Origin of the sequence: Nostocoides sp. (genome assembly GCF_035343835.1) — a bacterium.
Lineage (GTDB): Bacteria > Actinomycetota > Actinomycetes > Actinomycetales > Dermatophilaceae > Nostocoides_A > Nostocoides_A vanveenii.
The window spans coordinates 1-26,364 of record NZ_DAOQZV010000007.1; the positions used below are offsets into that span (position 1 = coordinate 1).

Annotated in this window: 17 protein-coding genes; 11 read left to right on the plus strand and 6 right to left on the minus strand. The window is 68.2% G+C overall.

Annotation, left to right across the window (positions count from 1 at the left end; translation table 11 throughout):
• The 5 genes from PKH97_RS01190 to PKH97_RS01210 all read right to left on the minus strand — a co-directional run.
• Positions 1 to 2,034 (minus strand): ABC transporter permease (locus PKH97_RS01190; RefSeq protein ID WP_324385568.1); only part of this gene is annotated, 2,034 nt, incomplete at its 3' end.
• A 3-nt stretch (positions 2,035 to 2,037) separates the two neighbouring features.
• Positions 2,038 to 2,763: an ABC transporter ATP-binding protein gene (locus PKH97_RS01195; RefSeq protein ID WP_324385569.1), complete on the minus strand. Its 726-nt coding sequence runs from the start codon at positions 2,761 to 2,763 to the stop codon at positions 2,038 to 2,040.
• A complete protein-coding gene (locus tag PKH97_RS01200) occupies positions 2,760 to 3,416 on the minus strand; it encodes a PadR family transcriptional regulator (protein WP_324385570.1) in 657 nt (218 codons plus the stop codon). The genes PKH97_RS01195 and PKH97_RS01200 overlap by 4 nt, the downstream gene beginning before the upstream one ends.
• A gap of 157 nt (positions 3,417 to 3,573) precedes the next feature.
• Positions 3,574 to 4,551, minus strand: coding sequence for an NAD(P)H-quinone oxidoreductase (locus PKH97_RS01205; protein WP_324385571.1), 978 nt, complete (start codon positions 4,549 to 4,551; stop codon positions 3,574 to 3,576).
• Between the two features lie 161 nt (positions 4,552 to 4,712).
• Positions 4,713 to 5,120 (minus strand): hypothetical protein, encoded by a 408-nt coding sequence (locus PKH97_RS01210; protein ID WP_324385572.1) that lies wholly within the window; start codon positions 5,118 to 5,120, stop codon positions 4,713 to 4,715.
• Positions 5,121 to 6,000: 880 nt separating this feature from the next.
• Between PKH97_RS01210 and PKH97_RS01215 the strand changes: the two genes are divergently transcribed.
• The 10 genes from PKH97_RS01215 to PKH97_RS01260 all read left to right on the plus strand — a co-directional run bounded on the left by PKH97_RS01215 (position 6,001) and on the right by PKH97_RS01260 (position 24,532).
• Positions 6,001 to 6,399: a hypothetical protein gene (locus PKH97_RS01215; protein ID WP_324385573.1), complete on the plus strand. Its 399-nt coding sequence runs from the start codon at positions 6,001 to 6,003 to the stop codon at positions 6,397 to 6,399.
• A gap of 61 nt (positions 6,400 to 6,460) precedes the next feature.
• The gene (locus tag PKH97_RS01220; RefSeq protein ID WP_324385574.1) at positions 6,461 to 7,018 is read left to right on the plus strand and encodes a hypothetical protein; all 558 of its coding nucleotides are present in this window, start codon (positions 6,461 to 6,463) and stop codon (positions 7,016 to 7,018) included.
• The gene (locus PKH97_RS01225) at positions 7,015 to 10,119 is read left to right on the plus strand and encodes a hypothetical protein (RefSeq protein ID WP_324385575.1); all 3,105 of its coding nucleotides are present in this window, start codon (positions 7,015 to 7,017) and stop codon (positions 10,117 to 10,119) included. The genes PKH97_RS01220 and PKH97_RS01225 overlap by 4 nt, the downstream gene beginning before the upstream one ends.
• A 22-nt stretch (positions 10,120 to 10,141) precedes the next feature.
• Positions 10,142 to 13,609: a tubulin-like doman-containing protein gene (locus PKH97_RS01230; RefSeq protein ID WP_324385576.1), complete on the plus strand. Its 3,468-nt coding sequence runs from the start codon at positions 10,142 to 10,144 to the stop codon at positions 13,607 to 13,609.
• A 12-nt stretch (positions 13,610 to 13,621) separates the two neighbouring features.
• Positions 13,622 to 16,297 carry a hypothetical protein gene (locus tag PKH97_RS01235; RefSeq protein WP_324385577.1) on the plus strand — a complete coding sequence of 892 codons (2,676 nt, stop codon included), beginning with the start codon at positions 13,622 to 13,624 and terminating at the stop codon, positions 16,295 to 16,297.
• Positions 16,298 to 16,316: 19 nt separating this feature from the next.
• A complete protein-coding gene (locus PKH97_RS01240) occupies positions 16,317 to 19,067 on the plus strand; it encodes a hypothetical protein (RefSeq protein ID WP_324385578.1) in 2,751 nt (916 codons plus the stop codon).
• Entirely contained in the window at positions 19,067 to 21,727 is a 2,661-nt protein-coding gene (locus PKH97_RS01245; protein WP_324385579.1) for a hypothetical protein, read from the plus strand. The genes PKH97_RS01240 and PKH97_RS01245 overlap by 1 nt, the downstream gene beginning before the upstream one ends.
• Before the next feature lie 14 nt (positions 21,728 to 21,741).
• Positions 21,742 to 22,743 (plus strand): hypothetical protein, encoded by a 1,002-nt coding sequence (locus PKH97_RS01250; RefSeq protein ID WP_324385580.1) that lies wholly within the window; start codon positions 21,742 to 21,744, stop codon positions 22,741 to 22,743.
• Positions 22,744 to 22,865: 122 nt separating this feature from the next.
• Entirely contained in the window at positions 22,866 to 23,903 is a 1,038-nt protein-coding gene (locus tag PKH97_RS01255; protein ID WP_324385581.1) for a hypothetical protein, read from the plus strand.
• A 47-nt stretch (positions 23,904 to 23,950) separates the two neighbouring features.
• Positions 23,951 to 24,532, plus strand: a complete 582-nt coding sequence (locus PKH97_RS01260; protein WP_324385582.1) for a TerD family protein — start codon at positions 23,951 to 23,953, stop codon at positions 24,530 to 24,532.
• A gap of 51 nt (positions 24,533 to 24,583) precedes the next feature.
• Here the strand turns inward: PKH97_RS01260 and PKH97_RS01265 are convergent, their stop codons facing one another.
• Positions 24,584 to 25,345: an IclR family transcriptional regulator gene (locus PKH97_RS01265; RefSeq protein WP_324385583.1), complete on the minus strand. Its 762-nt coding sequence runs from the start codon at positions 25,343 to 25,345 to the stop codon at positions 24,584 to 24,586.
• 161 nt (positions 25,346 to 25,506) lie between these two features.
• Between PKH97_RS01265 and PKH97_RS01270 the strand changes: the two genes are divergently transcribed.
• On the plus strand, positions 25,507 to 26,172 hold the full coding sequence (locus PKH97_RS01270) for an enoyl-CoA hydratase-related protein (protein ID WP_324385584.1): 666 nt from the start codon (positions 25,507 to 25,509) through the stop codon (positions 26,170 to 26,172).
• Positions 26,173 to 26,364 lie beyond the last annotated feature (192 nt).

Sequence of the window (26,364 nt, forward strand, 5' to 3'; positions counted from 1 at the left end):
GGCGATCTCGGCGGCCGGAACCACCGTCACGCCATATCGCGTGGCACCGGGCAGATAGCCGATGGAGGTCACCGTGCGACACGGATCCGCAGCGGGCTGTTCCGGTGGTGGGGCACTGCCGTCGTCCAGCTGAGGAAGCGCCTGGGCTGTGCTGCACCCAGGAGGGACGACAACGACGAAGGGTTCGCTCGTCGGTGCCGTGTTCCCGGTGTAGTCACCCTGGACCGCGCGTTCCTCGACGACCCGCCAGGTGGGCGCCAGGGTGGTGATCTGCTTGACGAGAGTCGGGTACTCCGACTCGGCACTCCACAGGGTGCCTTCCCCAGCAACCGTCTGTGGCTGGTAATGCTTCGCTTCGAACCGGGAGTTGCTCTCCAGGGCGATCGCGAAGGTCGCCAGGAGCGCGGCCCCTGCCATCAATGCGGCCACCGTAGGGGCGGAGCGGTGACGTTGCCGGGCGGCATCACGCGTCGCCATCCGAACGGCCACCGGGAAGCGACCGGCCAGCCGGCCGGCCCACACAAGGCCGAGCGGAATCACGCAGATCGCGCCCCCGACGAGCCCGAAAACCCCGGCGACGCCGGGCGCCGTGGCATTGGCCGTGACGGCGAGGAAGAGCCCGGCAGCGCCGAGGGCGAACAGGGCCAGGCCGACGAACGGCAGGATGCGGTTGTGCGGGGGCGAGACATTCTGCCCCTTCATCACGCCCACGATGTCGAGGCGGCCAAGCCGCAGAGCCGGGATCATCGCGGCCGTCAACGCGGCGAGCACGGCGCAGATCAGCACGATGATGACCGCGATCATCGGGATGTCGAAGGGACCGACCAGCGTCGACCACGGACGGATGCCGCGCCATACGGCCGCCCCCGCCGCCACCGAGGCCGCCCCCAGCGCGGCCCCAGCAACGGCGGCGAGGACGCCGAGAATGAGGGCGCCGGCGAGCACCGAGCGGCGCAGTTGCCGCACTTCGGCGCCATTGCTGGCGGCGAGCGCTAGCGACCGGCGCTGGCGGCCGGCGCTGACCGCGAAGGCCGGGCCGACGAGCAGGGCGGTGACCAAGAAGAGCACGGCGCCGAAGATGGCGGCCATCACCTTGGTCTCGGTGTCCATCTGCCGCTGGGCGTCATATCCCTGACCGGGCATTTCCGAGGCCGGCGGGGGGTGCGCCACCACATCGGCGCTGGTGATCGCCAATCCGTAACCGTTGAGCTTGCGGACTTCCGCCCAGGTCATCGGCGTGGAGCGTTTGACGATCCACGAGGTGCTGTAGACATTCCGCTCGTCCCACGCGGCCGTTGTCATGGCATAGGGCATGCCCATGTCGGCGTCGAAAACGTCCGCGATACCCACGATGGTGATCTGCCGCCGGGTTTCCCCGGCGTTCAGCTCAAGCGTGCCGTCTCCCGGCAGCCCGTTGTGCAGGCCGGCGGGGGTGACGACGATTTCGTCATTGGACGCCGGCCACCGACCGGAGACGAGGTGCAGCTTGGGGCCGAGATCGACGCTCGGGTCGATGAACATCACGGTGCCGTATGGCCGCCGCGTCCCGTCGGTCCATCGGAACTCGCCGGTCTGCACCGGGACGAGCGTGCCGGGGACGATAGCGCCGAGGGCCTTGGTCCGTTGCGCCAGCGTGCCGTCGTCGGTCAGGCCCGGAATGCGCTTGGCCGTGGGCGGATGCTCGGTCCCGTCGGACGTTGACCAGCTGTTGTTGCCGTCCACCCCCTGTTCGACGACATCGGGGGAGATCCCGAGGATGATGGCCTGGCCGTTGCCGAGCAGCCAGGGCAGTTTCTCTGCGGTGCTGCGCGTGCTGGTGCTGGCGAAGGTCAGTCCGGCGACGATCAGGCCGACGGGCAGCGCGACCATGATCAGCACGAGCACACTGCGGCCCTTGTAGCGCAGGGCGTCGCGACGGGCCATCTTCAGTGAGACCCGCCAACTGGCCAGCCAGCGCTGGAAGCGGCTGCCCGATCGGCTCGGGGGTGCAGGTGCCGCGGGCGCGGCAGGGCGCTCGATGATGGAGGTGGTCACGGCTCAGTGCTCCGAGGCGACGAGAAGGTCTTCGGCGACCTCGGCGGGGCCGGTGGTGTCGACGACGACGCCGTCGCGCAGGAAGACCACCCGGTCCGCCCAGGCGGCGTGCCGGGCTTCGTGCGTGACGAGAAGGCCGGCGGCGCCGGAGTCGCAGCGTTCACGCAGGACGCGGAGCACACCCTCACCGGTGTGGGAGTCCAAGGCACCGGTGGGCTCGTCGGCGAGGACGAGGCGGCGGTCGCCGACGAGGGCGCGGGCGATGGCGACGCGCTGTTGCTGCCCGCCCGACATCTTGTCGGGGTAGCGATCGGCCAGGTCGACGACGCCGACTGTCTCCAGGACGGCACGGGCTGCGGCGCGTGCCTCGCGAACGGATGTGCCGTCCAATTCCAGTGGGAGAGAGACGTTCTCGCTGGCGGTGAGCGAGGGGATGAGGTTGAAGTCCTGGAAGACGAAGCCGACCCGGCGGCGGCGCAGGGCCGCGAGCTGCAGGGCGCTCAGCGAGCCGAGCTCCTGGCCCTCGATCCAGACTTCGCCGCTGGAGGCCTTGTCGAGGCCGCCGGCGAGATTGAGCAGTGTCGACTTGCCCGAGCCGCTGGGGCCCATGACGGCCACCAGTTCGCCCGGGAAGACGTCGAGGCTGACGCCGCGAAGGGCGAGGACGGCGGTGTCGCCGTCGCCGTGGGTACGCGTGACATGGGTCAGGCGAAGGATCGGTGCAGTCATTGCGGGGCCCCCTGCATAGTTGCGGTGTCGACGGTGGTTCGGGAGTAGGGACGAGCGGCGCCTGAGGGCCCGGGCCCGGCCGGGCGGGCATACGTGCGGGTCCGGGGTTTGCGTGCCTCGCTGGCGAGGCGGGCTTCGACGTGGTCGAGCCAGCGCACCTCGCTCTCCGCGGCGAAGATCAGGTTCTCCAGGACGAGGACCCAGGCCAGGTCGTTCTCGGTGGCACCGGCGGCCTGCTCGCGGTCGGCTGCCTGCACCTTCAGGCGCGTCAGGTCGCGCAGGTGAGCCACGGTCGCCGTGCGCTGGGTCTGGACCACCCGCGGCACGTCGACGCCCGGGGTGGTGACGGCGATCGCGAGCTTGATGACCAGTTCATCGCGGGGCGTCTCGTCGCGCCGCACCGGGGTCTGCCACCACTGCTGCACCTCACCACGGCCGAGCACGGTCAGGTGGTAGAGGATGCGGCCCTCCTCGTCGGCCTGCGCGTCCTGCTCGACCAGGCCGTCGCGTTCGAGCCGGGCCAAGGTCGTGTAGACCTGCCCGACATTCAGCGGCCAGGTGCCGCCGGTGCGCGCCTCGAACTCGCTGCGCAACTGAGCGCCGTACATGGGCTCCTCGGCGAGGAGGGCGAGCAATCCCAACTTGACCGACATCGTGGCTCCTGGCGTCGTGCGGCCCCTGACTCGGCGTGCATACCGAGTATTAGGGCGAACACCGCGAGACTATACCGGGTATGCAGGCGCGTCAAGCGATGCGGTTGTGATGTGTGAGGCGCGTGTTGCGCGGCCAGGCGAGTGGGGCCCGCGCGCGTCAGGGATGGAGGAGCAGCTTGCCGATGTGGCCGCTGGCTTCCATCTCCTGGTGCGCTTCCGCTGCGCGGGCGAGCGGGTATGCCGCATGGATAACGGGCCGCACCCGGCCCGCCTCGAGCAGTGGCCACACGTGCTCGCGGACGCCCGCGACGATCGCCGCCTTCTGAGTCAGTGGCCGTGAACGCAAGGAAGTCGCGTGGACCGCAGCGCGCTTGCTCAACAGCAGGCTGAGGTTGAGCTCGGCACTGACGCCGCCTTGCAGACCGATGACGACTAGGCGCCCGTCGAGAGCGAGGGCGTCGAGATTGCGGGCGAGATATTTCGCGCCCATATTGTCGAGAATGACGTCCGCCCCGTGACCGTTGGTGGCGGCCCGGACCCGCTCGACGAAATCCTCCGTGCGGTAGTCGATGAGGATCTCGGCGCCCAAGTCACGGCATACGTCCAGCTTGGTGCGGCTGCTCGCGGTGACCGCGACGCGAGCGCCGGCTTCCCGGCCGAGTTGGATGGCCATCGTGCCGATGCCGGACGACCCGCCGTGGACGAGCAAGACTTCTCCCGCAGTGAGCTTCGCGGTCATGAAGACGTTGGACCAGACCGTGCAGGCGACTTCGGGCAGGGCGGCGGCGTCGGTGACCGACACCCCCATGGGGATGGGTAGGCACTGCGCGGCGGGCGCGATGACGTTCTCGGCGTAGCCGCCGCCGGTCAGCAGCGCGCAGACCTGATCGCCGGCAGACCACTGTGTGACGCCGGCCCCGAGAGCGTCCACGACGCCACTGACTTCGAGGCCCGGATAGGGCGAGGCGCCGGGTGGGGGCGGATAGAAGCCGCGCCGCTGCATGACGTCGGCGCGATTGACGCCCGCAGCGACCACGCGGATGCGCACCTCGCCCGGCCCGGGTTCAGGGGTCGGCACATCGGCGAGGACGAGGGCTTCGGGCCCGCCGGGCTCGGGAATGGTGATCGCGCGCATGGCGTCCACGGTAGGGCTGTGCGCCCGCGTGGGCTCGGGCCTGGCCGTGTGAGGGTGGCCGCAGTCTCAGACATGAACCTGATTACGCAACGTCGTCAGGGGTCCGGGTCCCGCGGAAGTACCGAAGTGACGAAGGAGCGAAGAACGTCGTTGGGTGTGGCCTACCGGCCGTCATCGAGGAGGGCGTCGAAGATCGGCCGGAAGGGACCGAGGTCGATGTCGTTTTCGTCCGCATAGGCCATGACGGATGTGCCGGCGGCCCCCGCGGTCCCCGCGAGTTGTGTGCGTACGCGCTCCTGAACCACGTCGGCGCCGAGTTGAACCGCCCCGAGGAAGACCAAGGGCGTGACGAATACGCCCAGAGCGAGGGCGACGCCGGCCAGACCGCGGCGGGATCCGCGGATCAGGGCGATCACCGCAATGATCAGGCCGATAGTGATGATGACGTCCATCCCCACCCAACCGGTGAGCCACAGCAACCCGTCGCCCAATGGATCCTTGGAGATCAGGCTCACGGAAGCAATGGCCTGGTAGAGAAGGAAGCCGCCGACCACGGTGCCCAGGAGCACAGTGCCGAAGGCGGTGAGCCCGAGTCGGCCGCGGCGTGGCGTCCTTGTCGCTCTCCTCTGTTCCCCAACGGCGACAGCTGTCGCGTAGGGCACCGGAGTCGACGGCTGGGCCCAGGGCGCCAAGTCTTGGGCGGGCATCGCGGATGGAAAGGTGGGCGCGGCGGAAGCGGGTATCGTGCCGAAGGCCGGGTAGGCGGGCGAGGCGGAAGCGGGTGTCGTGCCGAACGCCGGATAGAGGGGCGTCGCGGCGCCACCGGCCCAGCCGGGTGCCGCCCCTCCGGATGTGGGCTGGCCAGGGGCGGGGTGGGCATCGGGGTCGGAAAGCCTGAGGTCGTCCGTCGACCAGGGATCGCCCATGCGGTTCACCAGTCCTTCGCGGTGGTCAGCACCACGTCCAAATCGCAGCAGCGTGATGTCCCGCCAACTCTAGGCAGGGCAATGCCCGGACGGATGTCCCCATCTTTGGGGACACCCCTGCCCGAGAAGCGAACGCAACCTTTCGCCGATGGCAATGGCCAGGACGGCTGGCATTCAGGAATTTGTCTCCCAAAGTGGGGGCTTTCCCGCTCTCCTTGCAACATTCACCTTTAGGGATGGAATCCTCCCTTCGAATATTCGCCGGCCGGTGCGTATTCGAATCTCGAAAGGACGAATCGATGGATTGCAAGAAGTGTCACCGCCCACTGCGTGACTGCCCGAGCTGCAATGGCGGCCGGGCTTCGGGCATGTTCGGCAAGCTCACCTGCAGCCAGTGCAACAACACCGGCCTCGTGTGCAACGAGCACGCAGGACATCACGGACGCTGACGGCCATGGCCAACTGGGCGTCCCTGGTCGACTAAGTCAACCGCAACTACAAGATCGCCGATCAAAACGACACCATGGTGAAATTGATCTTCAATACCGGCGACCTTCGAAGCCAGGTCATCTTCGTGTGGAAGTCTTCTCTCATGAATGGTGCCGAAGAATGGGTGACCTTCGAATCGCCCTTCCCCAAAATCGCACAAGTCGACCTCGGCACCGTGCTCAAGGAAACCAGCAATTTGGTGTGCGGAGGGCTGGGGCTGGTGGGCTCAATGCTGACCTTGCGGCATTCGGTTCCGCTGCAAAACGTCGATCCCAATGAGATCGACCGGCCACTTGCGCTGATCAGTGGAATGCGGACCGTCTGGAGCGCCAGTTCGTTGGCACGGATCAGTTCTGAGCCCCTCTCCGGGCCTGTCGTCAGCCTGTCCCTCAATGTGAGGACTGGTCGCCGGCCGATCGCTCCGGCACGTTGACACATGGCCTGCCGGGCGAGTTGGCCGGTGCCAGTGCAACCCCGCGTACAGAGGACGATTCATGAGCTGGGACTTCAACAATCCCTCGGGCCTGGGCGGCGACGCGGCGACCGGGGGGGCCTTCTCCAACCCGGGTAACGCGAACTTCGACTGGGCGGGTGCCAGCACCTCGACTCCCGAGGCTCAGGGCGGTAGTGCCTTCGGATGGCCGGCGGGCAACGAAGCGGCCTCCCTGTCGGACACCATGTGGTCGGGCGACGCCGGGTTCATCGACCCGAACGGTGTGACGCTTGCCGCAACGCCGCTCCCGCCCGGCAGCCCGCCCGTTCCTTGGATCGCGGGCGCTGCCGCGAGCGCGGTGGTCGCCCTGGCCGGCGCACTGGTTGCCGCCTTCGCCCTCTCCGGCTCAGTGGGCGTAGCGGCCGCTAGTTGGGTGCTGGCCGGCCCGGCCGCCGTCCTGCTTCTCGGCGAGTTCGTCAAACGCGATGAACGCCAGCGTGCTCGGGCCTTCTACGAGGGAGACTGGGCGCGCCCGGCGTCCATCGCCGTCGGCGTGGTCGCCCTCCTCGCCGTCGGCGTCGCGGCCTACGTCATCGCCGACTGGGTGGCGACGCGATGAGCCCCTTGATCCGTATGGCCGCGGCGACGGTTCTCGCCATGGGCGCACCTGGCGCGCTGGCCGTGCTGCCTCAGGCCGCCGCGGCACCGATGCAGCCGCGATATTCGGCCCTCCCGGCGGAATCGGGCTCCTCAGCAGGACTGGCCAAATTCGGCGCCTGCCTATATGGCAAGAAGACGGCCGATGTCGTCCTGTTGCTCGATGAGTCCGGTTCGCTCCAGGGCAGTGACCCGGACGGTGCTCGCGTCACCGCTGCGAAATATCTCGTCAAGCAGTGGAGCGCCCTCAGTCTGGAGACCGGGGTCAAGATCGCCATTCAGACGATGGGCTTCTCTGGCGGCGTCCAGGACGCGAGTGGTCGCTGGCTGGATGCAGGCAGAGACCTCCCCCAACTGAAGAATGATCTCGATGGCTTCCGGACGCGCGACACCGGTCAGCAGACCGACTACTGGATGGCGCTCGATGGCGCTCGGAAGGCACTGACCCAGCGAGCCGCCAAGGGCGGATCCAGCTGCCAGGCGGTGCTGTGGTTCAGCGACGGCAAGCTCGACGCCTTCGCCACCTATCCCAACGCGGACGGCAAGAACATCGTCAAGCCTTATCTGGAGAAGAAGACCGACGACGCCACGGCCAATGCGGCCGCGGCCAAGGACCTGTGCCGCACAGGCGGGCTCGCCGACCAGGTGCGCTCGTCCGGCATCGCCACCTTCGGTATCGGTCTGGCGGCGAAAACGGCCACGGCCGATGACTTGCAAATGATGCGGTCGATCGCCCTCGGCGAGAACAACTGTGGAGCGGTCTCCGCCAAGGGCACCGGCGACTTTCACCTGGCCACGGACATCGACCAACTGATCCTGGCGTTCGACGCCCTCCGGGCGCCCGGCAGCGTGACCGTCGAACAGTTGCGCAAGGTGTGCCAGGGACAGATATGCCCGACGCAAGCGCACAAGTTCGTCCTGGATAACTCGATCACGCGCGTGCACGTGGCGGCATCGGCGAATGCCGACGGTCTCAAACTCTTTGTGGTCCCCCCGTCGGGCAAGGCCGTCGAGGTGCCGATGGCCGGGGAGACCCAGACCACGGTCGGGCCGGCGACCGTCGCTGGCGACGGCTTGACGCCGCATACGGTCTCGCTGGACTTCGGCAAGAAGGAATCCTGGACCGGTGAATGGTCGGTCGTCTTCGTCGACCCGAACGCGAAATCCGCGAACGCGCAGTCGATCACCAAGCTCGAACTCTCCGCCGACATTGAGCCCGTCGTCACCATGCCGGCCGGCAAGATCTACGCCGGCGGGCCCAGTGATCCGGTCAAGATCGGTCTGCAGAGTCATGACGGCAAGCCCATCGACCCGGCGTCGCTCCTGGGCAAGGTCGCCTTTTCGGCCGTCTTCACCGACGCCGCCGGCACAGAGATCCCGGTGGCCACGGATCTCGATGCCGCGGCCTTGGCCAAACCCATGGTCATCGACCTGACGGATGCCGCCGAGGGCACGGGCACTCTGACGGCCAGCGTCAACCTCACGACCGCCGAGGTCAAACCCGCCAAGGGCAAGGCCATCCCGGGGACCAAGATGGCCCCGGCCACGGCAAACTTCGATGTTCCGGTGCTGCCGCCACCGGGGTTCCCGGTCATCGGCGACAAACTGACGTTCGGCACCGCGACCGGCATTGCCAAGCTCGAGACCACCATCAAGGCCACGGGTCCGGGGTGCGTCTGGTTCGACGCCCCACAAGTCACCGCCTCCCCGGAGAAGGCCGGAACGGTCGGTGTGTCGAGCTCGGCCGGCAATGCCGCATCGTGCGTACAATTGGCCGAAGGCGAGTCGAAGGACATCCCCGTCACCTTGACCACGACGGCGGCAGCCAATGGCTCGGTCAATGGCACCATCACCGCCCACCTCGCCCAGACGGACAAGCTCGCGCAGGCGCGCACCAAGTCGGTGGCCTTCGTGGCGGACCTCGACAAACCCGCCAACCCCACGACCAAGTGGGCGACTTTCGCCCTAGTGCTGTTGGGTGGGATCGGGGTCCCGCTGGCCCTGATGTACCTCGTCAAACGCGTCAACTCCAAGATCCCCGCCCTCCCCCTGCTGGGCGGCACCTTCGATGTGGCCGTGGAGAACGGCCTGGTCACCCGCGCCGGTATGCCGTTCGCCCTGCAGCCATCGGAGTTGCGCGATCCCATCGTGGTCCCCACGGGCGGGGCGACCGCGCTGACTGTGGGCGAGGCCCACCTACGGGTCCGCAATGGGTGGTTGCCCTTCGGGCCTGGCTCGGTGCTCGCAGCGGTTGCCGGCGCAGTCGGCGTCTCCCAGAGTCAGTCCGGCCCGCGCAAGGACGGTGGGGCCGAACTGCCGCTCGCCATTCACAACAATTGGGCACTCTTCACTGCTCCCGAGCGTGGCCCGGGTCAGGGTCGTCTACTTCTTCTCGTCAGTGCGGATGCGCCTCCCGAGAAGCGCCAGGACATGATCGACCGCGCGCTCGCTGAGGTGCCGAAGCGGCTGGATGCTCTGGCGGGGGCGCCTGCGGCGGCTGGACCAAGTGGTCTAGTCGACCCTGGCGGTGCCGGCGGTGCCGACGGACCCTTGCTGACCCACCCGGATGGCGGGTGGGCCTCGCCGTCGCCCGCGGGCGGCGGATCATGGGCCGTGCCGGCGACGTCCGGTGCGGGCACCGATTCCTGGCAGGGCGGGCAGGACCCATGGGGTCAGGCACAGCCTGGGCCGAGAACCTCAGGTGGCGATCCGTGGTCGCCGTCGCCGTCCGGGACTGTGGCCTCCCCATGGGGCGAACCGGCCCCCTCGCAAACGATGGCCGCGCCGTGGGGCGAGCCGGCCTCGTCGCAGACCATGGCCGCGCCGTGGGGCGAACCTGCGGCTTCAGGGACCGTGGCCGCTCCCTGGTCAGGCACGCCCGCCCCATCGAACGGTCCGATCGCAGATCCGTGGGCCGCCCCGAGCGCAGCGAGCGCAGATCCCTGGGCCCTACCTGCCCCGAGCGGTGATCCGAGGACAACGCCGCAGCCCGGCCTCGACGCAACCGCGCCTCGGACGGCCCGCGGCACCACCCCGCCCGACTTCGACAACCCGGCTCGCTGACCGCGACCCAAAGGAGCCTTCTGTGCGCAATATCCTCTTCGTCGGCTGTGGCGGTTCGGGTGGGGCCCTCCTGGGCTACCTGATGGACCAGCTTCGCTCGGACTTGCGTCGCCATGGCATCGAGGAGTTGCCTCGCGGCTGGGGATTCATTCACGTCGACTGCCCGCCGGCCCCGGATGCGATGGCGCCCGGTCTGGGAACCGTCTGGGATCTCGGGGGCCGGTATATCGCGCTGGCCCCACAGGTCGGCTCCTATGCGATCGTCGACCGCGCCGTCACCAGCGGCAGCGCCATGGGCGAGATCGCCACTTGGGCGCCGCGGCGGCCCGATCGGGTCACGGTGCCGATCCAACTGGGCGCCGGCCAGCAGCGTGTGCTAGGGCGGGTGCTCCTTGCCTCTCGTGCACCAAGCCTGCTGGAGCAGTTGAAGGCGGCCGTGGACGTGATGAAGTCCGCGGAGGCCACCAGTGAGATGTATGCCGTTGCGCAAGCGCTCGGCGAGCCCTATGACGCGTCGTCAGCGGCTTACACCATCGTCCTCTCCTCGATGGCCGGCGGGACGGGCGCCTCCATCGCGCTCGATGTCTGCCGAATCCTAGGCCAGATCGTCGACAGTTCGATGATGTCGGTCTTCATGTGCTCACCGGACGTCTTCGACTCGATCCCGGCGTCGCTGCGCGCGGGCGTGCGACCCAATGCCCTGGCCATGCTCGGCGAGATCGTGGCCAGCCAGCTCGGCGAGTCGCACGAGCACGATCTCGCCCTTCTTGCGGCTGTGGGGGCGCCCGTCACAGGTGCCGCGCCGGTGCCCTTTGCCCGAGTCATCCCCGTCGGGCGCTTCCTGGGCACCGCGGGGACGCCTTTCGGCGACGGCAGTATGCAGACGATCTACCGCGGGGTCGGGCAGTGCCTGGCGGCGCTCTCGGTCAGCGATAAGGCGCTGGACAATTACCGTAAGTTCATTCTGGAGAATTTCACACCACGCGCCCACACCAGGGTCTCAGCCTTCGGCTGGGGTGCGCACAGCAACCCCGACATTCAATGGGGGTCGATCGGCTACGCGTCGTTGTCGATGGGACGTGATCGATATGCGGAGTATGCCGCGCAACGCATGGCGCGCGCGGCGCTCGACCACCTCATCGGTGGCCACCTGCAGAAGGGCAACCCCAACTCCGGACAGTTGCAAGCCCGCGCGATGGTGGCCTCTCAATGGCCGTATGCGTGCACCCAGCTGGGCCTGCCGGTCGGCGGTGGCCAAGACCCGCAGGCCCTGGCGCGGTGGGTCTACGACATCGGCCTGCCGCGGCAGAAGTCCGCTCAGATGGCCCGGGCCGTCATCGAGCGCGGCTTTACCAACGAGATGCCCATGGCACCCGCAGGCATGCCGTCCGAGCAGTACATGCCGACGCTCATGGGCTTCCTCAACTCCCGGCGGGCCCGGCTGGGCCAGCTGACCAAGGACGCTGCTTATGCCGACGCGTTCACCTGGTCGGGGCAGTTCGTCCAGCGCGTCGAGCACGTCATCGGCGAGGCGATCGCGACCCACGGCCTGGTCTATACCAAAGAGCTACTCGCCGCCTTGCAAGAGCACCTCTCCGGGAACTACGGAGCGACCGGGTTGGCCGCTCTCGGCGCGCAGACGCCGGATGCCGAGCAGATCCCGGCGACAGTCGGCGAGTTGTTCCAGAACATGCGTGGCGTCATCAACCGGGGTCAAGAGGTCGTGGACCAGGTGCGCGATCGCTATTACCACGTGCTCGACGGAGCCGCCCGTGGTCAGTGGTGCACTCTCGTCGCGCAGGTCCTCGCTGACGTGTCAGCCAATGTTCTCGCACCGTTGGACGAGGCAGTGCAGTCCGCGCTGCGCGAGGTCGAGACTGCTCAACAGGTCGCGGCCACCCGCACGGGATTGGCGACCGTCGCTACCTCCCAGTACCCGCTGTGGCCGTCGGACTCCGATGTCATCGTCGATGCGCGATGGAGCGCGGCCGACAACGAAGTTCTCCTGACGCCGGCGGCAGCCTTCCCAGAGCAATATCTCCGCGATCTCGCTGCGGCCAGCCAGTCCGAGAGCGACGGTGCACCCCCGCCGGCCGCCGAGGCCCGGCGCCGGACCATTCGGGCAGTAGTCACCGGGATCTGGCCGACGGCCGGCGGATACTCACCGCCTGGTGGGCTGATCTCCACGGATCCACAATTCGTGGCCAAGTCCCTGCCGATCGACCCGTCGACCGGACGTCCACAGATCCCGGCCCGGGCCGTGTATGCCGTTCACGTCTCCGCCACCGAGGTCCTCGACCGGGCTCGGCAATATGTCAACCGGACGCAATCGTCCTTCTCGATCTTTGTCCAGGAATCTATCCGCTCGTATGTCGACTCCGGCGGCGGACAGCGCAGCGGCGAGGTCGTCGGCAAGTTCCGACAGGTCCTGACCAAGGCGGTCCCGTTCGCTCAGGTCAGCCCGCAGGTCGTCGACGAGGTCCACGACGGGCCCGCGACCGTGAACTTCTTCTTCTCCGACATCCCCTTCGCCGGCCTGCCGATCGCGGCCGACCTCGAAGCCCTCGTCACGCAGGACTCCACGGTCGATGCCTTGACCACGCAGAACCTGACACTCGCCCTGAGCCAGGCTCCGGCGACGCGCATCGACGTTTTCGGCTACTACCCCAACGAGTTGCCGGTCGTCTATTCCGGCCTTCTCGAACCGACCCGCGCGCAATGGGCGCAATCGCTTTCCCCCGACTCGAAAATGACCTTCTGGCACGGTCGGCGCAGCCGCCCCCTCGGAGCCGCCCTGGCGATGAGCAAGGCCGAGCGCCAGGCCATGATCGCCGGGTGGTTCCTCGGACAGATCACCGGCGAGATCGACATTCCCGCCCCGCCCTACAGCCAGCCGGTCCGTGTCTGGGACCATCACAAGAACACCTGGCAAGCCTTCCCCAACCCGCTGCTCACGCCACCCGAGCGCTTCCTGCGGAACTTCGACTGGTTGCCGGCGGTGCTCGAGTCGCACCTACTCGCCGTCGCCAACTTCGGCGCCAGCCCTGTTGGTCAATCCATGGCGCCCTACGAATCGCTGCGCAGCCTGTGGGATGACAACCCGAACGGCCCCACGCAGATGGCAGCCGGCATGTTCCGGCTGCGCGCATCGGATGCGATCGCGAAGTGGTTGACCGACGGCAAGACCCCCGCCGGTCCCGGCTCCCGGGTCCCCGGCCCAGAAGCCTCATCCACTGGCGAAGATCGCCGGACCGCGGCGCTGGAGTGGCTCAACTCGATCCTGGGCCTGGTGGGCGATCACTTCGACGCCGCCGGCGCCGGTGAATTCGCCCGGATCACCTCGCCGGATCAGCGCGAGCGGGTGCCCTATTTCCGTGATCTCGCGCCCGACCTGATGGTCGTGCTCCCGCAGTTGATCGAGATGGTCACCACCGCCTCGATCGCCGGTTCGACGACCGGCAACTCCAGCTTGATGAACTCGACGTTCTAGGACGAGGACCGTATGCCGATGAACGACTTGACCATCATCGTCACCGAGGACCCGGTGCTCGCGGGCATCCCGGCCGCCCTGCGGGACTGGTCGGCTGCCGGGCTGATTCGGCCGTTCGTCTGGATGCCGCCACCGGGGGCCGGCCTGCGCGGCGCGGAAGCGCGGTTGGTGGAGGCGGGCGAGGTGACGGTCTGGTCGCCCGGTGACCTGCTGGCCCGGCGATCCCCTCATCACGTCCGCGTTGTGGCGCTGACCACCGACCTCGCTGCCGGCGTGGCCTCCACCCGGGCCGCGGAAGGCGTCCTCGCCGGTGTCAGCGCTGCCGGTGGTGAGATACGGACCACCAAACTGCATCTCGTGCTGACCCGGCTCGGGGTTAGAGTCGGCGAGTTGACGGGCATCGAGGGGTGGCACAACCTGCTCATCTCGCCGGACGACGCCGCCGGGCCGACCCGCCCGCACAACACCTTGGAGGGCGCCGCGAGCGGTGAGGATCTGGCGCGTTATGCGCTTCCGGCGGTCGCCGTCCTCGGCGCCCTGTTCGACAGCCAGGATGCCGGGCCGCTGGATCAGCAGGCGCCCCCGCCGGGCCGCCAGTTCCGGGTCCTGCGCGCCTTCGCGCGTCACCTGGATGGGACCGATGTGCACGAAGCTCTTCAGAGGCAGGCGCTCGGACTCGCCGATGGCTATCCGCTCGTGCTCGAGGGCGGCACTACCCCGGCGACCTATATCGAGAACATCGACCACGCGAATCAGCAGATGTCCGATGCCGTCTGGGCTCGCCACCAGGACGTCTACCTCAGTGCGCGCCGTCGACCGGAAAAGGCCCCCGTCGAAGACCTGGGCTTCTTCAAAGCCTTCCGGATGCTGTGGTCCTTCCTGTGGGCGGCGCTGAAGAATGCCCCGGCCGCGTGGGCCGACAAGGTCATCTATACGGCCAAGTATCGCTTTGCCAGCGCGGCGACTGGGGCGATCTTCGGCCAGAACAGTGCCTTCGCGGTCGTCGTCGGCGGTGTGCGTGGAGGCCCGGGCAGCAGCTGGGAGAACCAGATCCGGGCTCTGGCCACCATCGAGAACTCGCTGCCGCAAGCGGAGGGCCATCAAGTCCATGCCCGCTTGGACGGCCTGTGGATGGACGTCGTCGCCGGTGGCTTGACGCTCCTGGACGGACAGGCGCGCGGGGGACTGGAGGCGCCACGGATCGGGATGGAAACCGGGGTCCTCCGCTTCGGTCGGATGCTGGCTCCTTCCCGTGCTTCCGACTCCTTCACCGAGATCCCCGGCACGGTGCGGGCCGCCATCCCGAACGACTCGCTCGCGCCTTACGACACGATGTCCGTCAACCGCTTCGGCCGGGCAGTGAGTGCGATCGCCGCGGATCCGTTGGCCGGTGCCGAAGCTACCTCGACGCTGGAGAGCTTCTCGGGGTGGTGGCAACGGATGCGCACCACCTACACGGCGAAAGTTGCGCAGCGGCTTTCCAGTGAGTTCGAGGCTCGGTTGGCCGAGATCGCGGAGTACACCAAGATCCTCGAGGCGGCCGCAGCGACTTCCGGGCTCCCCGATGAGATCCGGCGCGAGCAAGTGCGCCTGGCCAAGCGGCTGCGATGGCTCCTGATCGGGCTTGTTCTCCTCGTGGCGGCCACGGTGACGCTTGGCGTGCTGGCCTTGATGGGCTGGGTGGTTGTTGCTATCGCCGTCACCGTGTGGATCTTGTGCTGGCTCCTTGGGTCCGTGCTGACTTTCATGCGGGCTCAAGCGAAACTCTTCCAGCTCAAGAACGCACGGGCCGAGGCACTCAGCAAGGCGGCTGCTGCCGAGTTCAATCTGGCCGCGGCCATCCGTGACGCCCGCCGGTGCGGTGACGCCTATCGGCTGCTTCAGCACTGGGCGGAGGTGCTTGCGCTCTTCGCAGGGGACCCGCTGGGGCGCGGGGGGACCCAGGCCGTGGAGAGCCGCACGCCGGGCACCGATCACCCGCTAGCGATCCAGTTCGGGAAGGCCCTGGTCAATGATGCAGCGATCGCCCGCACCGCGGTCGAGTTGCGGCGTCAGGTCTTCCCCATCGGCTGGCTCGACCCTGTGTGGGACACGTATTTGCGCTCGTCCGGGAATCTCATCGGGCCGCGCGGGAGCGTCCTGCTGGACGACCCCCGCCTGCTCTACAAGCAGCGCGCAGTCCAGGAGGACGTCCTGCTGCCGATGTGGGTCGACGCCCTTGGCGCCCAGGGCGTTCCCGGTCGGGCCGGGGATCAGCTCTGGCAACAGATCGTGAGTCTTCTCCACGGCCCCGGACGCGAAAGGCTCGATCAACTACTGGCAACGGTTCGCGTCGAGACAGGAGCGTCGACCCCGCTCGGGGAGTTCCTCGGTGGCCTGACCGCCCAGGTGACCACACCGACCATGTTCCCCAGCCAACTGTTCTCCGCTTCCGGTGTGACCGGTGGCATGCCGACGCCCCTCGCCCCCTGGTCGCAGGAGCGTGTGGACGGCCTGTCGCGGACGGTGGTACTGGTTCAGTTCTCCGACGCCATGGCGCCGGAGTTCCTTCGGTCCGATATGCCGATCCTGCCGGACCCGGTCCCACCCCCCATTCCGCTACCCGACGACGAATTCTCGCGCTCTGCGGTCCCGCCGCGCGCTTCTACCCCCCCGGTGCGCCCCGCGCTGGGCAATAGCACCTTCTGAGGGACCAAGGGGACCCACCGTGTGTGCAACGAATGACTGCATCCTGCTCAGTTGGCGCGCCGCGATGCTCGCGCGCGGGGTCGCTCCGCTGCCGACGGAACAGGAACTGCGGCAGATCTGCGCCCAAGGCCAGATTCCGGACCCACCCTCGCCGACCATCGCTCCGTGGGTGCATGTCATCGCCTTCTTGCAGGCCCAGAGCAGATTCGGTGTCACCTGGGAGAGCCTGCACCTGACCCCGGATCTGCTCACACCGCGACCGGTTGACCCGACGCCGCAGCCGCAGACCGGCCAGGCTGCCCTTCCATCAGCCAACGCTGCAACGCCATCACCTGCTGCCTCCACGCCCGAGGCGCTTGCGATGGAGCAGTTGCGGGCGTGGCGCAGCGTCGCCGAAGCGAGCGGTCGTCTCAAGCAGGGTGGCGTGACGGATGGCCAGCTGATGTTTCTCGTGCGTTCGCTCGCGGCGCCCGAGGACGTCGGCCGGCGCGTTCGGGCCCTGGCGCCGTTCGATGCGGAGTTGTTTGCGCTGATCACCGATGCGCTTGGCCGCACCCCGAGGCCGGCGAGCTCGGCCCCGGACGATCTGGGCCGGACGCGGCCGAGGAGCGCACTGGGCGGGGCGGGCATACCGCCGACATCGCAGGCCACGCCCGGGTCCCGGCACGCCGAGCCATCGCCCGCCCCCACGGTGCCCCTGCAGAGCGCTGCGCCACTCCAGCTCGCGACCCAGGAGCGGCCTGAAGTCCAGGCCGAGCACGCCGCATGGGTCCCCGGCACCGATCCGGTGTATCCCCCCGCCGACGGGATGCGGCGGGCCACCGCGCCGGCGGGAACTCCGACCCGCACGGCCAACCCGGCGCCCGCACCTTCGCCCACGTCGCCGCCGGAAGTCGAGCCGGCGTCGCGCATCGGGTCCCCGACCAATCCTGGCGCCGCAAAAGTCATATCGGGCTCCGATGGGTCCATCGGCTCCAATGGGTCCATCCCGCCACGGTCCGTCATCGCGCCCGTGCAACCCGCAGCCGACCCAGAGCCGGCGCCGACCGCTACCACAACAAGCGGGCCGGTGGACACTGTCCACGGTTCGGAGGACTCCGCCGGAGAGCTGCTCGGCGGCTACGCGGAGGCCATGAGCGTCGCGGACCAGCCCGCCACGACCATCGTCGAGCAGGTGGTCGAGAAGGGGCAGGTCACCTATCGCTGGCCCGCCCTGCCCGGAATCGTCACGATTTTCCGAGTTGTCGTCTCCGACGCCCAGCGTCCGCTGGTCCCGGAGATGGGTGACATCCTTCTCGCCACAACCTCTACCTCGGCGATCGATCCGGCACCGGTCAACTCCCTCTTCCGATTCGTCCAGATCTGGGCCAATTCCGGCAGCACCGTAGCCGAAGCCAAGGCTGCTCAACCGCAGTTGCACGCCGAGTGCGTCCGGGTCGGCGGGGTGACTGAGGCCTCGGGGACGGCCGACTTCGGCCAGGTCTCTCTGGTGTGGGCGGCACCCGGTGGTGCTCAGCGCGTCCGCGTCTACCGCTTGCCGGATGGCGTCAATCTCACTCTTGGGCACGCGGCATTCGAGATCAGCACCGATCGTGACAACCTGACGGGGTGCCTCGATCGTGGCGGCACGCCAGGGGCGAGCTACACCTATCGGATGATCGTCGAGGCGCGTGACGGAACCGGTGCCGGACATACCTCCGGTCCGGTTGATGTGCGCCTGGAGTGGCCGGCCGTCATCCGCGAAATCACCGACCTCGCCGTCCACGTGGTCCGCTACCCGACGCAGTACGACCCCGGTGAGGTCGATCTCGAGTGGACCCAGTCGCCGGTGAGCTTGAGTCACATCTTCCGGATTGAGGAACCGGTCGGTCCCGGGATTCTCGGCGTCAAGGTCGACAAAGGGGCGTTGCCCCAGATGGGCTTCACCGACGTCGAACGGTGCCGCAACCCGATCGAGTTGCCCGACGCCTCGGGCAAGGTGCGCATGCTCGGGGTGGTCTGGCCGCCGAACTGGGCTCGAATCTACTTCGTCCCGGTCACCATCCTGGGTCAGCAGGCGCTGCCCGGCACGCCGGTCAGCAGCGAGTGCATCGTCCCGCCCGGCGACCCGCGACTCGTCGATCGGGTGACCGAGCAGGTCGTCACCTTCGTCTGGCCACCCGGCGCCACATATGTCCGCGCTCACCTCGGACCGCTGGGTGCCGCGCCTCAGGACATCTGCGCCGGAACCTGGTACACGCAGGTCTCGGAGGAGGATTACCGTCGCCACGGCGGGCTGCGGCTGCAATTGGCCCCGACGCAGGACATGGCCGTCTTCCTGACCGCAAGTCGCGGTCAGACCGTCAGCGAGGCGGTCACCGTGCCGCTGACTCGACGGCTGCGCATTCAGTACGCGGTCGAGATCCGTCGCCGGATGCGGGTGGGACCGGTCGACTATGCACGGGTCGCCGTCTGGGCGCCTAATGATGCCGTCCAGGGGCCACCGCCCTTCGTGGTCGTCTTCCGCGACGACCGCCTGCCGATGCATGCTCGGGACGGCACCATCCTCGGCACCGTTCCCGACGAAGCGGCGGACGGCTCCGCCCCGATCCAGGCCTTCCGGCCGGCCACCTTGACCTATAGCCCCGACATGCCGAAGTGGCGGATCCTGGTTCCGGGCGGCGTGGCCCGCGGCTATCTCCGCGTCTTCGTATCCCCCGGGGTTCCGCCTGAGCTGGCCCGCCGCATCGTGGTCCTCGACCCACCGATCGCGCAGCTGAGGTGGGGCTGATGACGGATGCCGTCCGCGCCCCGGCCGCCGATCGGTTTGTTCAGATGGCCTACACCTCCGGACAAACGGGCTTCGGCATCCATTCGGCCATAGGGGCTCCGACGCAGGCCGAAAGCGATGTGATCGTCAGCGGTGCGGATCCGTCGCGCACCGACTTCGGCCAGCCGTTGCCCCGTTTCGCGGCGCCCGAGGAAGTGGCGCGCTTCAACCGCAACCTCGTCGCCTACCCGGTCGCGCCCGGGGAGTTGGCGATCTGGCATACGGCCCCCGCGGGAGCGGACGAAAGCGGACGGACTGGGAATGTCTTCGTGCACGCGATCCTCGACCGCGATGCCGGAACGGATGCCGTCCGCGCTGTCGATCGCTGGCGTTCGCCAGGCTGGGTGACGCCTTTCGGCGCGGCAGAGGTGCGGGCGAGTGCATTGCCAGAACTGGCGCCGGGGCCTGGGCCTGCCGTTGGCGGCCGCCAGGTGTGCGATTTCCTGCTCGACCCCACGACCTGGCGGTTGGCGGTGCTTTCGCGGTTACTGGAGGAACTCGCACTGCCTCGCGGCGCTCGGGGCCCGGTTGTCCTGGGCGTGGATTCGCCCGATGACGGCGCCTTGTGGGTCGGCGCGGTAGCCCACCTGATGTCACCCGGATCCGCCGCCCAGATGGGGTTTGGAGTATGGGAGACGCCGCGGGCGCTGCAGCCGGAGCGGATCGGCCGATTCGACCTGGTCTGCATGTCACCGCGCGACCTCGCAGAAGTCCGGGAGCGTTTCCCGCAGGTCACGGCCTTCGCGACGAGCGACGACTTGGCTCCTCGGGATTGGTCGCCGGGGGACGAGCGCGGGGAACTTGCCTGGGGGGCGTTGGCGCTGGGCATGTTGAGCCTGGCCGACGACCCGGTGGAGGTCCTCGACGAGATCGACGCCATTGCTGCCCGCGTCGGCGATCGGGCGCTGGCTCGGTACTGGCCGCTAGCCATGGCCATGGCAGGACGGATGGATGCCTGGGACTTCCTCTCCCACCCCATTGCCGCCGCATTGCGGGCGGGCAGCCCGCCAGAGTTGGCCGTCTGCCCCGACCTCCTGGACTCGACTGCGGAACTGGTGGGACGGCATACGGGCTCGACCACCGGAGAGTCCTGGGCGGCGTTGAACGAGTGCGCTCCGGGGCCGATTGCGCATGTCCTGCAACGGATTTACCTCGGCCGAGCACTCGCGGATGACGCGTGGTTGCTCCAGGAAGGTGGCGCGCCGGCCCGGCGCGATCCCGGCTGGAAACCGGCCGCCGACCCGGCGCTGGCCACTGGGCTGACACGGGCGATCGAGCGCGCGGCGGCCCTTTCCGACCCGATCACGCGTGCCGTGGCCGCCGTCAGCCTGACGGACTTGATCATCCGGACCGGCTGGCCCAGTCACGACCCCGACGCCCTGGCGGTCGGTCGGCTGCTCCCGTTCCTGGCGGGGGCACTTCGACCCGTGCTGGCGGATACCTCCGCCCGAGAGGTCTTCACCGCCGGGTGCCAACCCGACGGCGACACGCTCGTGGTGATACGTGCGGCGCTTGCCGACTGGCCCCTGGACATCGGGGCCGCGGCGGGGATCGGGAGGCGATTGCCTGTGGCGGTCCTGGCCTGGCTCTACCCGGAGGGTCCCGCGGCGGGGCCGATTCCGGAGAGCCTGTCGTTGCTCGACGTCGAAGCGTTGGCCCTCGCGGCCACGGGTGCCCGCGATCCAGAGTTGCGTCAGAAGGGTCGTGAGCGATTGCTCACCGAAGCCATCCAGTTGCACGAGGAGCAGTTCGCGCATGAGCGCTCCGACCTGATCGCCGTGGTCGATCAGTCGAATCCCTTGGTGGCATCCGAGCTGCGGCTCCTCCGAGCCAACGGCTATCGGCCGACCGACAGCCAACTCGCCGGTGCCATCGTGCGTGGGCTTCCGGGTGAAGCGGACGACGTCTTCGCCCTCCTCACGGAGGCGTCGGCGCAGGGCGATCGACCGGCCATCGACCGGGCACTGCGTTGGCTGCCCATGGTGCGATCCGGGCAGGCGTGGGGGGCGCCGACCTTCGACGTCGCAGCCCGAACGTATGCGCCGAACACCATTGCCGCCCTCTCGGAGCTCTGCCGAACGGCGCGATCGCCGGTCGGGCCACTATGGGCAGCCCATCTGGCCTGCGCGGTCGAGTTGGCGGATGTGCGTAGTGGAGAGCACGGCTTCTTGGCGAGCATGATGCCGCCGCCAGGCACTCTCGCACCTGGGCTGGACGAGTTGTGTGCTGCCGTCCTGGAGTTGCCCATGACCGATGTGCAGTGGTGCTTCGACCGGATCGACCAGATCACCCTCCGGGCCGTGTTGTCCGACCCGGATTTCCCGAGGCCGATCACCTCATCGCCCGCCACGCTTGCCCACCGCCTCGCCGACGAGGACGGACGACCGGCCGTCGTGGCCGGGCTAGAAAGCTTCTATGCCGGCATGGTCAAGGAGGACCTGGTCGGCACCAGGGACGCGCTATTGAGCCTCGTGCAGGAGTCCTTCCCGGATAACCCCGAGGTGGCCGACTTCGCCCGATCCTGGTTCGCCACGACGAGCGGCAGCAAGGGCATGGGCGATCGGCTCCGCCACGCCGGTGGACGCCTCTTCGGCAAGTCGAGCCCGACAGCTTCGGTGTGAGAGGGAGAAACTAGATGACCAACTACGAACTCGGGAAAGCCCCCGTCGGTCTGCGGGCCGGTCGCGTCATGGTTGCGGCATCGTTGGGTGGCGAGCCGGTGACGATCCACCTGCGAACTGCCGATCCGGCGGTGTCGATCAAAGGCCTTTGGACCCAGCACGGCGCGGGGTATATGGGCATGTTCAACAGGCCTTCGACTGAGTTGCCCAAGCAGGTGACGCTGAGCGTGGCCCGCGCTGACGGACGTCCCTTCCCTGCGGAACCGCGTCTCAATGTGACGGCCACGGTCGGTCTCGACTCGGTCTCGTGGACGGTCGCAGGGCTCGGCGGGATGCCGGTCGCAGATGTGGTCACGCTGAGCGTCGACGACGACTGGTTGACCTTCGCTCGACCAGCGGGCATCGAGCCGCCCAATGACAATCTCACCGGCGGTGCTGCGTCGATGGCGGCGGCGGCGCGCCAGGTCCTCGGGGTCGCCAGCGTCCCGCCCACCCAGCGGGCGCACGTCGTTGTTGCCGTTGACCCCTCGGGTTCGATGAAAACCCGTCAGGTCCGCTCGAGCCTGAATGAGGCACTCGAGGGCATAGCCGGTATCCACGCGGTCCTCGGGGGTGAGGGCAAGCGACTGGAGTGGTATCTCGCCACCAGCCCGCCCCGGCGCTACGACGATCCGGAGGCTCTGCTCGAGGCGCTGGAGGAGGCGGCATACGGGCTGGGATCCTCGCTCGATCTGCCGAGTCTGGCACCGTCGAACGGCAACGAACTCAGTGTCGTCTACCTGATCAGTGACGACGTGCCGGGCTCTCTCGCCCAGTTCGCCGACGTGGATATGCAGGCGCGCCACCTCGTGGTCGTCGCCAACCCGGCTACTGCGCCGGCAGCCGTGGGGCCGGTCGATGTGACCGTATGGCCGGCTGGCCCACTCGATGATTCCCGCCGCCCGGCACTTGCCAAGGACCTCCTGCGCGGATGTTTTGACGCCAATAGCGCCTGTGGGCGGGCGGTGGGCGCGTGAGTAAGTGCCCCCTGTGCTTCAGCGACGTCGACCCGGGGCGGGCCCGTTGGCAGTGCATGAACCGCGAGTGTGCGGGTCCGGCATCCCCGGAGCCCCTGGCTACGAGCTATCTCGGGCACGAGATGACTGTCAAGCAACGCCGCGAGGAGGTGCGGCCGAGTGATCACCGCGGGGCCTGGGCGCCCCGAGCGCAGCAATTCTGCACCGACTGCGGGGTGTCGATGACGCGCGCGTGCACCGTCTGTCGCTACCCCTTGCCGGCCGATGTCGGGGAGTCGGACGTCGTATGCGTGGCGCTGGCAGGAGCCCGGGCAACCGGGAAATCGGTATCGATCGGCGTCATGCGACTATTCCTCGAGAAGTTTATCGAAGAACTGCGTTCATCGCTCGATTTCGAGTCGCGGTACTCGGAGAGCGACGAAGAAAAGGAATATGTCAAACAGATTCTCACTGGCATGGTTTACCCACCCACCCCGCCTGGGCAGGCCCGCTCCCTGCTCTACAGCATGGGTCAGATCAATGGCAAGCGGCGGTACCTCGCTTTACGCGATATCGCGGGAGAAGACCTGGAGGCGACTGAGGCCAAACTGAATCTTAGTTTCCTCGGGCGTGCCGATTTGGTCATCTTTCTGTTTGACCCCTTGGCGATCAAGAGCATTCAAGATGCCTTGGAGAATCTCATTCCGCGGCAACGAGCGGTTGGGCAGGAGCCACAGAAGGTCCTGCAAACTGTCCTTCGTCACATGGGCGCGGGGCGCCCGCATCTGGCCATCTGCCTGGCCAAGGTGGATGCTCTGCAACGACTGGCCGATCACAACAATCCCATCAGCCCGGTATTCGCCAATCCCGGCACGACGTTGATGCGTGAGTCGGTCCGACACGGGATGACCAGTGGACCCGGATATGACGAACATAGTGCGCAACTTCTCAGTGAGGAAGTCCGCTCCACCTTGATGCTGCTCAATGGCACGGTCATTGTCAATATGGTCGAGAATCCCGCCAATGGCAACATTCTGCCGCATCGGTTTTTCACCACATCGGCCCTAGGGGGCGCAGCAGATGGCGAGCTATTGCCACCGCACGGGATCACGCCCTTCCGCGTGCTCGATCCGCTGCTCTGGATATTCCATCAGAAAGGAATGATTCCCTCTATCGCGTAACTGGATTTGCGGCGGTTCCGATTTTTCAAGAGAAAGTAGTTCAACAAATGGCTATCAACCTTAGCAAGGGCAGCGTGATCTCGCTGGCCAAGGAGTCAGGCCCGGCGCCTCTCGATCGCATTCTGATCGGTCTCGGATGGGATCCGGCCGATACTGGGGTCGCTTTCGACCTGGATGCCTCGGTCTTTTTGACCGACTCGTGGGGGCGTTGCCAGTCGGACGCTGATTTCGTCTTCTACGGTAGCAAGGTGCACTATTCCGGCTCGGTCACGCACCAGGGCGACAACCTCACGGGCGACGGGGACGGCGACGACGAGCAGATCCTTGCGGTATTGACGCAGGTTCCGCCCGCGATCGAGCGCCTGCGCATCGCGGTTAGCATCCATGACTCCGCGGCGCGGGCACAGCACTTCGGGCTCGTCAGCAACGCCTTCATCCGCATCGTGAATCAGAGCGACAACCGCGAATTGGCCCGATTCACGCTCAGCGAGGGCGCAGGCGGCCAGGACAGCCTGACCTTTGCCGAACTCTTCCGAGACGGAGCAGATTGGCGCTTTCGCGCTATCGGTGAGTTCAACCTCGGCGGCCTGGCCGGCGCATTGGCGGCTCACGGGCTAACGGCCGGCTGACCCTGGCGATCACGCCGGCCCGGAGGAGGTACCGGGCCGGCGGGTCGCCCGTCAGGCGCGCCAGCCCAGGCGCGCGCTCAGGGTGGCCGCAGCCTCGATGACCAGGGCGGCGAGGTGCTGCTCGGCGGTGGCGTCGAACTCCGCCGAGGGGAAGGTCAAGGCGAAAGCGCCGAGCGGGTGGCCGGTGTGGTCGACCGCGGCCCGGGCGACCGATGCGAGCCCGGGGCTGATCGTGTCGTGCTCCACGGCATACGTGCGGGCGCGGGTGTCGACGAGCAGGCGTTTGAGGTCGGGCAGGCTCTCGGGCCCGCGCTCGCCGCGGCGCACAAAGGCATCGCGCGTGGGGAAGATGGCCCGGACCTGGCGTGGGGGGAGCGCGGCGAGAATCGCCAGGCCGCTCGCTGTCAGGGGCGCGGGAAGGCGCACGCCGACGTCTGTCACCAGCGGTGGGCGGCCGTGGGCGCGCTCCTCGATCAGATAGAGCACGTCGCTGCCGTGCAGCACGGCGAAGTGCCCGTTGACGCCCGTGCGGTCGACGAGTTTGGTCAGAATCGGGCGGGCTCGCCGCTGGAGGGGCCCTTGGCGTGAGAAGGCCGACCCGATCTCGTAGGCCGTGCGCCCGAGCCCGTAGCGACGGTGCTCCGGCAGGTGGGTGACGAAGCCGCGGTCGGCGAGCACAGCGAGCAGGTGGTAGACGCTGGAGCGTGGCAGGCCGAGTTCGCGAGCGATGGCGGCGGCGGGCATCGGCTCGCCGTGCGAGGCGAGCAGCGTCAGGATGTCGAGGGCGTGACCCGCGGCCGGGGCGTTGGACACAGGTGGCAGTCTGCCGCATTGCCGGTCCGGAGCAGGCCGCAGAGCCGCGCGCTTGGCGGTGCGCGCCTGCCTGAGTTTGCGGGCGTGGTCGGTGGTGGGGTGAGGCACATTTTGGGCCCCGTGGGTGCCGCCGAGGCGGGCGGCGTGCTGGGATGAGCGGCATGCCCACGCTCACTACTGATGGCCCGCTCTGGACGCTCGACCTCGGCGGCGACGAGAACCGCTTCTCCCCGGCGTGGCTCGATGGCGCCGAGGACCTGCTCGGCCAGGTTGCCGCGTCGACCGAGCCGGTCGCGCTGGTCACCATGGGGAGCGACAAGTTCTACAGCAATGGCCTCGACCTGGAGTGGGTGATGGCCAACCCCGCGGACTTCTTGACGTATGCCGGCCGGGTCCAGGCGATGCTCGCGACCATCCTCACCCTCCCGGTCCCGACGATCGCCGCCGTCAACGGGCATGCCTTCGGTGCCGGCGCGATGCTCGCGCTCGCCCACGACTTCCGGGTGATGCGCCCCGACCGCGGCTTCTTCTGCCTGCCCGAGGCCGACATCCGCATCCCCTTCACCGACGGCATGTCCGCGCTCATTCAGGCCAAGCTGACGCCCCAGGCCGCCGTGGCGAGCATGACGACCGGCCACCGCTTCGGCGGCGAGGAGGCCGCGGCATACGGGATCGTCGACGCGGTTGCGCCGCTGGAATCCCTGGCGGACGCTGCCGCAGCCCGCGTGCGCGGCCTGGCCGGCAAGGACCGGACCACCCTCGGGACCATCAAGTCCCGGATGTATGCCGGCGTGGTCGCCGCCCTGCTCGCTCCGCCCCGTTCCTAACGTCTGCTAGCAGCGTTTAGGGCACCTCCAGCAGGGTCTACCCTGCTCGACGTCACCCAACCTGTGCTGAGTCGGCCTTCGGTGGTGCGGCCGCAAGGATCGCAAGGAGAGCGCGCACGCAGTGCTCGGCCTCAGCGGTGACCGCGCGGATGGCTGCGTCTTCCCGTATGCCGGCGCCCTCCCGTATGCCGG

What these genes read in the sequence shown, in the direction of transcription:
- PKH97_RS01195 (WP_324385569.1), bottom strand. Translation starts at nt 2,763, where the DNA reads ATGACTGCACCGATCCTTCGCCTGACCCATGTCACGCGTACCCACGGC.
- PKH97_RS01200 (WP_324385570.1), bottom strand. Translation starts at nt 3,416, where the DNA reads ATGTCGGTCAAGTTGGGATTGCTCGCCCTCCTCGCCGAGGAGCCCATG.
- PKH97_RS01205 (WP_324385571.1), bottom strand. Translation starts at nt 4,551, where the DNA reads ATGCGCGCGATCACCATTCCCGAGCCCGGCGGGCCCGAAGCCCTCGTC.
- PKH97_RS01215 (WP_324385573.1), top strand. Translation starts at nt 6,001, where the DNA reads ATGGTGAAATTGATCTTCAATACCGGCGACCTTCGAAGCCAGGTCATC.
- PKH97_RS01220 (WP_324385574.1), top strand. Translation starts at nt 6,461, where the DNA reads ATGAGCTGGGACTTCAACAATCCCTCGGGCCTGGGCGGCGACGCGGCG.
- PKH97_RS01225 (WP_324385575.1), top strand. Translation starts at nt 7,015, where the DNA reads ATGAGCCCCTTGATCCGTATGGCCGCGGCGACGGTTCTCGCCATGGGC.
- PKH97_RS01235 (WP_324385577.1), top strand. Translation starts at nt 13,622, where the DNA reads ATGCCGATGAACGACTTGACCATCATCGTCACCGAGGACCCGGTGCTC.
- PKH97_RS01245 (WP_324385579.1), top strand. Translation starts at nt 19,067, where the DNA reads ATGACGGATGCCGTCCGCGCCCCGGCCGCCGATCGGTTTGTTCAGATG.
- PKH97_RS01250 (WP_324385580.1), top strand. Translation starts at nt 21,742, where the DNA reads ATGACCAACTACGAACTCGGGAAAGCCCCCGTCGGTCTGCGGGCCGGT.
- PKH97_RS01255 (WP_324385581.1), top strand. Translation starts at nt 22,866, where the DNA reads ATGACTGTCAAGCAACGCCGCGAGGAGGTGCGGCCGAGTGATCACCGC.
- PKH97_RS01260 (WP_324385582.1), top strand. Translation starts at nt 23,951, where the DNA reads ATGGCTATCAACCTTAGCAAGGGCAGCGTGATCTCGCTGGCCAAGGAG.
- PKH97_RS01270 (WP_324385584.1), top strand. Translation starts at nt 25,507, where the DNA reads ATGCCCACGCTCACTACTGATGGCCCGCTCTGGACGCTCGACCTCGGC.